Here is a 6,395-nt window from a genome sequence, read left to right on the forward strand (position 1 = left end):
TGGGTGTTGGGGGGGGGGGTGTGGGCGTTCGCGGGGGGGGGGCCCCTCTTCCGGGTCACGGCCCCGCCCCCAGGTGGGCACTTTCACGTGAAAGTGCCCATCGGCGCTGTTACACGGTCAACGTCCAGGAGGACAGGTAACCGGTGTCGGCGGGGCCGACGTCGCGGATGCGGAGCTGCCACGCGCCGTTCGCGGCTTCCGAAGAAGCGTTCACGGTGTAGGTGGTGTTGATGTTCGGCGTCGAGCTGCTGCTGGAGTTCTTCAGCCGGTAGGCGGTGCCGTCCGGCGCGACCAGGTCGAGGACCAGGTCACCGCTGTAGGTGTGGGTGATGTGCACCTCGACCTTGGTGGTCGACGACGCGCTGCGCGCGCAGCCCGCGACGGTGCTGGTGCTGCTGACCGCGGCACCCGGGTAGTCCGGGATGTTCAGCCGCGTTCCGTTGGTCACCGGGGCGCACGACCCGGTGGTACCAACGGTGAGCGAGAACGAAGCCGTGTGGTCGGTGCTGGCCCCGTCGGCGGTGATGGTGATCGGGAAGCTGCCGGTCGGGGTGGACGACGTCGTCGCGATGGTCAGCGTCGAGGAGCCCCCCGACTGGACGGTCGCCGGGCTGAACGTCGCGGTCGCGCCGGCCGGAAGACCCGAGGCGGACAGCGTGATCGACTGCGCCGCGCCGGAGGTGATCGCGGTGCTGACGGTGGTGGTCACCGAGGCGCCCGGCTGCACGGAACCCGACGCCGGGTTCAGCGCGACGGAGAAGTCCGGCCCGCCGCCGCTGCACGACGTCGGCTCACCGGTCGCGGTGGTGACGGAGACGGCGTCCCACGCGGCCTTGGTGGCGTTGTACTCGGTGCAGCTGCCCGGGTAGAGCGCGATCGCGGCTTCGAGGGTCGCCTTGCGGGCGGCCTTGTGGTTCCACGACGAGGTCTTCTTCAGCAGGCCGTTGTAGAAGATCTTGCCGGCCTTCTGGATGCCGATGCCGGTGACGGTCGAGTTGTTGCAGGTCGGGCTGTTCGGCTTGCCGCCACCGGGCGCGGAACCCTCGGCGAGCAGGTAGAACCAGTGGTTCTGCGGGCCGGCCGCCGCGTGCACCTCGGTGCTGGGGATCGACGACGAGTAGCAGTTCGGGTCGCCGACCAGCGACGGCTGGTACATGTAGCGGATCGGGCCGTCGCCGACCAGGTTGACACCCTCGCCGACCTGATAGTCCGGGACGTCCTTCGGGTTGTTGGCGTACGCCTCGGTCAGCGCGCCGAAGATGTCGCCCGTCGACTCGTTCATCCCGCCGTTCTCGTTGCCGGAACCGGCACCGCCCGGGGTGAACTGGAAGATGCCGTGGCCGAACTCGTGGCCGACGACATCCATCGAGGTGGCCTGGCGCTGGTTGTCCTGCGAGTGCCCGAAGTGGGTCGAAGAACCGTTCCAGTAGGCGTTGACGTCACTCAGGCCGACGGATGCCGGGTAGCCGGTGCCGCTGCCGTTGATGCCGTTGCGGCCCAGCCACTCCGACAGCATCTTCCACTCGGTCTGCACGCCGAAGAGCGTGTCGACGCAGGCGGTTTCGAGGTCGGTGCCGGTGCCGTTGCCCCACGCGTTGTCGGTGCCGCTGTAGACGGAACCGCCCTCGCGGCCGCAGCTGATGCCGGTGCGGCCCGGGTCGCGCATCGTGTACGTGCTGCCGGACTGCGTCGTGTCGATGGAGACGTTGCCGACGTAGTAGCTGTTGCCGGTGCCCGCGACGTTCACCGTGCCGGGCTGCGCTTCTGTCGCTGCCTTGGCGGAGAAAGTCTTGACGTCGTCCCGCTTGTCGAGCACCGCGCCGGTGGCCGCGTCGACGAAGACGTGCAGGTTGCTCGGCGCGGTGGCGGTGCGCCCGGCGACGACGACCTCGTAGGCCAGCTTGGGGTTCGCCCCGGCCAGCACGACCTTCTCCGGCGCGCTCACACTGTCCACAGTGGGCAGTTGAGCGCGCGCGGTGGCCGCGGCCTTCGCGGCGTCGAGCGCGGCCTGCGTCCCGACGGTGATGGCCGCGGTCTCGGCGGCGCTGGTGCCGCGGACGCGCCCGGCACCGTCGGCGACGACGACCGCGTCCCCGCCCACTACCCGCAGGCCCTGGTAGGTCCGCTGGTAGGCGCCGTAGAAGAGGCCGCCGCCACCGGCGGTCAGCCCGACGCGCTGGAACGATTCGGCCGGTCCGCGCTTGAGCGCGTCCAGTCCCGAGGCGGCGGCTTGGTCGGCCGCGCGGGCGGCGGCCACGTCGGGGGCGGCGGGCTGGGCCGCTGGGGTCGCGCTGGCCGGTGCCACCGGCAGCGCGAGTGTCATGGCGAGCCCGGCGGCGGCCGCCAAGCCCGTTCTGAACCCACGATGGGTCATCGAAGTCTTCCTTCCACGAAGGCAGGACGATGGGGTGCGGTGCGGGGAAAAGGGGGACGTGTCCGGGGTGCTAACAGGAGGTATGCGTCCGGACGCATCCGAGTAAAGGATCAGCGGATCGGGGCGTCAATGCGCCGAACGGACCAACGCCGCGTTCCGGATTCGGCGGTCAATTCGTACAAACCCCGCCGGTGCTGGGGATTCGCCGCGCATTCCGCACCGGAACGACTTTCGTAGGGACTGTTCCGGACACCATCCGAACGCCGGAAGATCTCGATCATCGGGAATCGTTAGTACTGCTTAAGAAAACGATGTCAGTCGGCTTCGGCGCCCAGCGCGAGCAAGCCGTTCCGCAGTACGTTCGCGGCTTCTTCCTGCCGTCCGGTCTCGCCCAGGAGCTCGCTCAGCGGCCGCAAAGCGCGCGCCAGCACCGCCCGCGCCCCGAGCCCGGTGGCGAGATCGACCGCCGCGCGCAAGTTCTCCGCCGCGCCCCGGACGTCTCCGCGGGCGCGAGCCAGCGACCCGAGCTGCAACCGCAGCTCCGCGGCCAGCGCCGTGCCCGCCACGACGGCCGGGCGGACCTGGTCGAGCAACGCGCCCGCCGTCTCCGGCCGGCCCGCCGCCAGGTACTCCGCCGCCAGTTCGACCGTGATCGCCGGGACGTCGGCCGGCCACGCCGTTTCCCGCGCCGCGCCGAGGTCGGCCAGCGCACCCTCGACGTCGCCCGCACGGCCGCGGACCCGGGCTCTCGCCAGCAGGCAATGCGCCATGGCCGGGTGCAGGGCTCGTTCCTGCATCAGGTCGTAGGCCGCGGCGACCGACGCGGCCGCGTCGGCGAACCGGTCGGCCGCCAGGTGGCTGCGGCACACCTCGACGTGGCTGCGGGTCAGCTCGGCCAGCACCGCCGGGCCGCCCCGGGTGAGCCGCAGCGCCGCCTCGGCGTACTCCGCGGCCCGCTCCAGGTCGCCCTGGCGCAGGTGCCGCTCGGCGAGACACGCCCGCAGCGTCAGCAGCATCGACGGCTGCGGGTACCCGTCGCGCAGCAGCTCCGCGTGGCAGGTTTCCAGCAAGTGCAGGGAATACTGCGCCTCGCCCCAGTCGCTCAGCACCGCCGCACGCAGCGGCACGACCATCGCGCGCACCGGCGGCGGCTCGCCCGACAACGTCGTCTCGGCCTCCGCGACGTACTTCGTGCGGGCATCGCCGGTGGAGTACCCGGCCAGCCACAGCAACGCGATGCCCGCCTGCCGCGGCCGGTCCAGGCGTTCGGCGCGGCGCCGGATCCGCTGCATCCGCGGGGTCGCGCGGCGGGCGTCACCGGCCAGGAACCGGTCCGCCGTCTCGATCAGCTCGAGGTCCAGCTCGAGCAGCTCCCGCGGCGAACTGCCGCCGAGCAGCTCGTCGGGGTCGATGCCGAGCTGCTGGGCGAAGAACCGCAGCGCGTCGCCGGACGGTGTCCGCGCGCCGGTCTCGACCGACGACACGTACGCCGCGGAGTACTGCGGCCCGGCCAGTTCGCGCTGCGTGAGCCCGCGCTCGGTGCGCAGCTCACGCAGGCGTTCGCCGACGCTGTCGCTCACTCGGGTCGCCTTTCCACCGGTTCAGGGTAGGCCGCGCGGCGGCGGGGGAGTCGCCCGCCGCCGCACGGCCGGGATCAGCAGGCGCCGGCGTCGCTCCACACGGCCCACGAGCCGGGCGCGCCGGGCTCGGCACCGGTCGAGTACCACAGCGACGTCCACTTGTGACCGTTGTGGCCGACGACGTCGTTGGGCACGTACGCCTTGGCGGAGTCCCACTCGGCGAGCCCGGCGCAGCCGGTCGGCGGGGTGCCGGTGCCGACGGTGAGCGAGAACTGCGCGGTGTGGTCGGCGTCGGTGCCGTCGCCGGTGATCGTCACCTGGCTGGTGCCTTCCGGCGTGGTCGCCGAGGTGGTGACGGTCAGCGTCGACGTGCCGCCGGACTGGATGCTCGCCGGGCTGAAGGTCGCCTTGGCGCCTTCGGGGAGGCCGGTCGCCTGCAGCGCCACCGTCTGAGCGTTGCCCGAGGTGATCCGGGTGGTCACCGTGGTGGTCGCGGTCTGTCCCGGTTGGACGGACGCGGACGACGGCGACAGCGTCAGCGAGTAGTCGTTGCCGGCCGGCGGCTGGCCGCTGCACGTCGGCTCACCGCTGACCGCGGCGACGCTCACGGCGTCCCACGCGGCCTTGGTGGCGGTGAACTCCGTGCAGCTGCCCGGGAAGAGCGCGATCGCGGCTTCCAGCGTGGCCTTGCGGGCCGCGCGGTGGTTCCACGACGACGTCTTCTTCAGGAGGCCGTTGTAGAAGATCTTGCCGGCCTTCTGGATGCCGACGCCGGTGACGGTCGAGTTGTTGCACGTCGGGCTGGCGCCGCTGCCCTGGGACAGGAGGTAGAACCAATGGTTCTGCGGGCCGGCGGCGGCGTGCACCTCGGTGCTCGGGATCGACGCCGAGTAGCAGTTCGGGTCGCCGACCTTCGACGGGTTGTCCATGTAGCGGATCGGGCCCTGGCCGACGAGGTTGACGCCTTCGCCGACGCTGAAGTCCGGCGTGTCCTTGGGGTTGTTGGCGTAGTACTCGGTCAGCGCGCCGAAGATGTCGCCGGTGGACTCGTTGAGCCCGCCGTTCTCGTTGCCGGAGCCGGCGCCGCCCGGGGTCGTCTGGAAGATGGCGTGCCCGAACTCGTGGCCGACGACGTCCATCGGCGTCGCCTGGCGGCGGTTGTCCTGCGAGTGCCCGAAGTGGGTCGAGGAGCCGTCCCAGTAGGCGTTGACGTCGTTGAGGCCGACGCTCGCGCGGAAGCCGCCGCCGGCGCCGTCGATGCCGTTGCGGCCCAGCCACTCGCCGAGCATCTTCCACTCGGTCTGGACGCTGTAGAGCGCGTCGACGCAGGCGGTTTCGAGGTCGGTGCCCGAGCCGGTGCCCCAGGTGTTGGTGCTCTTCGTGAAGATCGAGCCGCCTTCGCGGCCGCAGGCGATGCCGCGGCGGCCCGGGTCGGTCATCGAGTAGGAGCTGCCGGAGCCGGACGTGTCGATCGGGACGGTGCCGGCGTAGAAGGAGTTGCCGGTGCCCGCTTCGCGCACGTCGTCGCGGGTGTCGAGGACGGTGCCGGTGACGCTGTCGACGAAGACGTGCAGCTTGGTCGGGGTGGTCTTGCCGTGACCGCTCACGACGACCTCGTAGGCGAGCTTCGGGGCGTCCCCGGCCAGCACCACGAGCTGGGGTGTGGTGGCGCTGTCTACTGTGGACACGGTGGCCTTGGCGATCTTGGTGGCCTGCTCGGCGCTGAGCGTGGCCTGCGTTTTCACAGTGATCGGCGCGGTGTGCGCGGCTTCGGTGCCGCGGACGCGTCCAGCGCCGTCCGCGACGACGACCGCGTCGCCGCCGACGACCGGGAGGCCGTGGTAAGTGCGCTGGTAGGAGGCGTAGTAGAGCCCGCCGCCACCCGGGGTGACTCCGGTGCGGACGAAGGCCTCCCCAGCGCCCTTCGCGAGCCGGTCGGCGCCGTCGAGGGCGGCCTGGTCGGCGGCTCGGGCGGCGAGCGCCTCGGGCGGGGTGGCGGCGGGGGCTGTGGAGTTGGTGGAGGCGGCGGTGGCCGGGATCGCCGGCACCGCGAACGTCAGGGCGAGGCCGGCGATCGCCGCCAGCCCTCGTGGGGATCTCATGGGGAACCTTTCGGGGACGCGAGGAGTGTGCCCGCCGGAATAACTGGTGTTATTGCGCCGGACGCGTCCGAGTAAAGGTTCCGCCCGCCGGTCGGTCAATGGGCCGAATGGCCCAGCGCCCGGCTTTCAAGATCACGAAGTTCCGCGCGAAACCGCAGGAAACGCGGGGGTTGCCTACTGGTCTGAACCAATTCACCAGACTTTGGTAGGAAACTTCCCCCACCCGGACCACCACGCCCGCAGGTCCGCCGTACCCAGAGGGTCGGCTCGCGTACCCGGAGGGTCGGCTCGCGTACCCAAACGGTCGGACGCAACCCCGCCGAGATCGCCGCGATCCTG

General features: G+C 71.4%; 3 protein-coding genes. All 3 read right to left on the reverse strand.

Features of this window, described 5'->3' with window-relative positions; all coding sequences use genetic code 11:
• Positions 1–109: 109 nt before the first annotated feature.
• Positions 110–2,374, reverse strand: coding sequence for a M4 family metallopeptidase (locus tag AB0M83_RS48240; RefSeq protein WP_364529479.1), 2,265 nt, complete (start codon positions 2,372–2,374; stop codon positions 110–112).
• 314 nt (positions 2,375–2,688) lie between these two features.
• A complete protein-coding gene (locus AB0M83_RS48245) occupies positions 2,689–3,954 on the reverse strand; it encodes a helix-turn-helix transcriptional regulator (RefSeq protein ID WP_364529482.1) in 1,266 nt (421 codons plus the stop codon).
• Between the two features lie 74 nt (positions 3,955–4,028).
• The gene (locus AB0M83_RS48250; protein ID WP_364529485.1) at positions 4,029–6,056 is read right to left on the reverse strand and encodes a M4 family metallopeptidase; all 2,028 of its coding nucleotides are present in this window, start codon (positions 6,054–6,056) and stop codon (positions 4,029–4,031) included.
• Positions 6,057–6,395: the final 339 nt, after the last annotated feature.

This window comes from Amycolatopsis sp. NPDC051106 (assembly GCF_040682775.1).
In the GTDB taxonomy this organism is placed as follows: domain Bacteria; phylum Actinomycetota; class Actinomycetes; order Mycobacteriales; family Pseudonocardiaceae; genus Amycolatopsis.